The sequence below is a fragment of the Gilliamella sp. CG16 genome, assembly GCF_046635785.1.
Taxonomy (GTDB): Bacteria; Pseudomonadota; Gammaproteobacteria; order Enterobacterales; family Orbaceae; genus Gilliamella; species Gilliamella apicola_I.
In genome coordinates, this window is record NZ_JBIDFL010000022.1 from 1 (window position 1) to 2,429 (window position 2,429).

General features: G+C 64.5%; 4 protein-coding genes. All 4 read left to right on the forward strand.

The window, feature by feature from the left end; genetic code table 11:
- The coding region (locus ACGH47_RS11305) for a hypothetical protein (protein ID WP_411623473.1) at positions 1-260 on the forward strand (260 nt) is incomplete at its 5' end.
- Positions 261-392: 132 nt separating this feature from the next.
- Positions 393-746 (forward strand): hypothetical protein, encoded by a 354-nt coding sequence (locus ACGH47_RS11310; RefSeq protein WP_411623474.1) that lies wholly within the window; start codon positions 393-395, stop codon positions 744-746.
- A 24-nt stretch (positions 747-770) separates the two neighbouring features.
- Positions 771-1,382, forward strand: a complete 612-nt coding sequence (locus tag ACGH47_RS11315; protein ID WP_411623475.1) for a hypothetical protein — start codon at positions 771-773, stop codon at positions 1,380-1,382.
- A gap of 750 nt (positions 1,383-2,132) precedes the next feature.
- On the forward strand, positions 2,133-2,429 hold a 297-nt coding region (locus ACGH47_RS11320), incomplete at its 3' end, for a hypothetical protein (RefSeq protein WP_411623476.1).

Below are 2,429 nucleotides of genomic sequence, written 5' to 3' on the forward strand. Positions count from 1 at the left end.
GTCGCGGCGTGCCCTATCGATCGGGTGGCAGGGAGTTCATGGGGCCGCCGGCGCCAACCATGCTTGGCGGCCAGGTGTGTTGCCCGAGCGGCTTTCACATGGCCAAGGACGGCAGCGGCCGCTGCGTGCGCAACCGGTCGATGAACGTCGCCAACCCGCGGGCGCTGCGCCGGTCACTGCGCCGGGTGGCCGGGTTCGGCAAGCTGGCCCAGCGGTCGAAGAAGGATATCCGCCGCGCCGCCAAAGCGATTGGAGCCTAATGTCGCCGGCGCGCTACTTCATGTGCGGTGACTGCGGATGTCGATGGGAACAGGTAGCTTACGCCGATGACCCGCGCGACAGTGCGTATTTTGATGCCGACGAGCTCGGCTTAGACCCGGAGGAAGACGCAAATGCCCAGCTTCATATGGTCCGACGCCCTGGTTGCGAACCAGCGGGGGCAGGCACCGATCCTGAACTGGCAATTCGCACGTGTCCCGAATGCTTTCGTTGAAGGAGGCTACATTGCGATCCTGCAGCGCGCGACCACCGTCAACGTGCGAATGTCGATCTTCACGGGAAGCCAGAACATCCAGCAGCTCACGCCGTGCCCTGGTGGCGGCACTGCGGGCGTTACGCCGGTACTCTTCAACACTCCCGTCATCGACTTCAAAGCCTCGCCGGACGATCTCCTGCAAATCCTGAACGACGAGGTGGGCGGCGCGGTCGCGACGGTCGACGGCATCATCACCATCGAGCCTCTGTAGGCCTGCCATGGACTATCCAGGCCTATGTCGAAGATAGAAATCGGTCGGTATTCCGACCTCCTCCGCCGCGCTCTGTCGATGGTTGGCCAGGTCGACATTGCGTCCGAGCTCAGCCCGGAGCTCTCGCCGACGTGGCAGCTCGAGGCGGCCACCGACGAGTGGGAGTTTCTTAAAGGCGTCAAGATCTGCAGCGCGGCCGAGAGCGTCCTCGCCAACGTCGGCGCGGCCGGCCAGTTCGTCCTCCGCAACCCGCTCGACTCGGGCGCGCTGGCCGTGGTCGACGAAATCACCTTCGCGGCGTCAGTCAACCAGGACTACGTCATCACCGTCCAGACCTCTCAGGTGGACCTGGTCAACACCGCGTTGTCGGTGGTCCGGGATCTCCGGTGGCCGATGACGGGCGTGGCCGGCCAGGCCGCCATGCTCCCGACTTTCCAGAATGCAGTCGGCGCGGTGCCGGTCGGCGCGGGTACGATCTACTTCACCAGGCTGTTGGGCAACACCCTAGGCATCTACACGAAGCAGATAATCCTCCCGCCAGGCACGCGCGTCTACTTCGGCGGGCTCAACGCCAACGTGGGCGTCCGGTTCAGTATTGCCTGGCGCGAGCGCGGCGTGCAGCCGCTGGAATTGTGAGTGCAGACCCACAGCCTGTCGAGCTTGCAACCCTGGTTGCGGCCTTATGCCGAGTGGCTATTATCGGCCGCTCCCTCCGCCGGGGCCCGTTCAGTACGCATCACGTCGGTCACGCGCTCGAGGGGGCGGCAGCGTGCGCTTTACAACAGATTCTTAGCTGGCCAGGCGCAATTTCCGGCAGCGCCGCCCGGCCGGTCGCTGCACGAATACGGGCTTGCTTGGGATATGGTGACCGAGCCCTTCTCGGCACTCGATACGCTCGGGACCTGGTGGCAGCGGGTCGGCGGGTCCTGGAGCGCCAAGGATAGAATCCACTTCTCCGTACCGGTACAAATCCCCTGGCCGACCCCTCCCCCCTACGCCTGACTTTCGCCCTGTTGAAAAGTTGTTGTTTTCGCCCAGGTGTTTCGGGTGTAGAGTTGACCCGGGCGGGGGGGGGCCATCCGAGAGATCGAGGAAGTACAGTGTTGGGGAGGTACTACGTGCTGTGGACCCGCGGGGGGCGAAAGCAGGAAAAGGAGCGCATCACGGCCTTAGAACAGGCTGTTGAAGGGCTTCAGAGCAGCCAACGGCTCCTGAAACTGGAGTGGGAAGCTGTTTTCGACAAGCTCAACCGGACCATGGGACGATTGAATGCACGCATCCGGAGAGACGGGGCCCTCACAGCCCCTGAGAACGACGAACAGCCCTCTCCGCAACCTCAACCTCGTGTGGGCACCCACGCCCAACTACAAGAGCACAGGAGCCGCCGTGGCCTACTATCAGGGTGATTACTACCAGGGCGATTACTACGCCGGAGATCCATTTCTGGGGTCCCTCATCGGCATGGGCGCGAAGTGGCTCGGGAAGAAGATCTTCAAGCGCGGCGCCAAGATGGCGGGCCCTGGAACAGCGCTCGTCCCCGGCCGGGTGACCAACGTGATGACCCAGGTCGGCCGCGGGGCTGGGCGCATCATCGGTCGCGGCGCGGGGCTCGTGGCAACCGGTGCGGCGTTCGGGGCCGGCGAGCGGATGATGATGCCGCCGCCGCCGGGGATGTTCTCCCCT

What these genes read in the sequence shown, in the direction of transcription:
- ACGH47_RS11310 (WP_411623474.1), top strand. Translation starts at nt 393, where the DNA reads ATGCCCAGCTTCATATGGTCCGACGCCCTGGTTGCGAACCAGCGGGGG.
- ACGH47_RS11315 (WP_411623475.1), top strand. Translation starts at nt 771, where the DNA reads ATGTCGAAGATAGAAATCGGTCGGTATTCCGACCTCCTCCGCCGCGCT.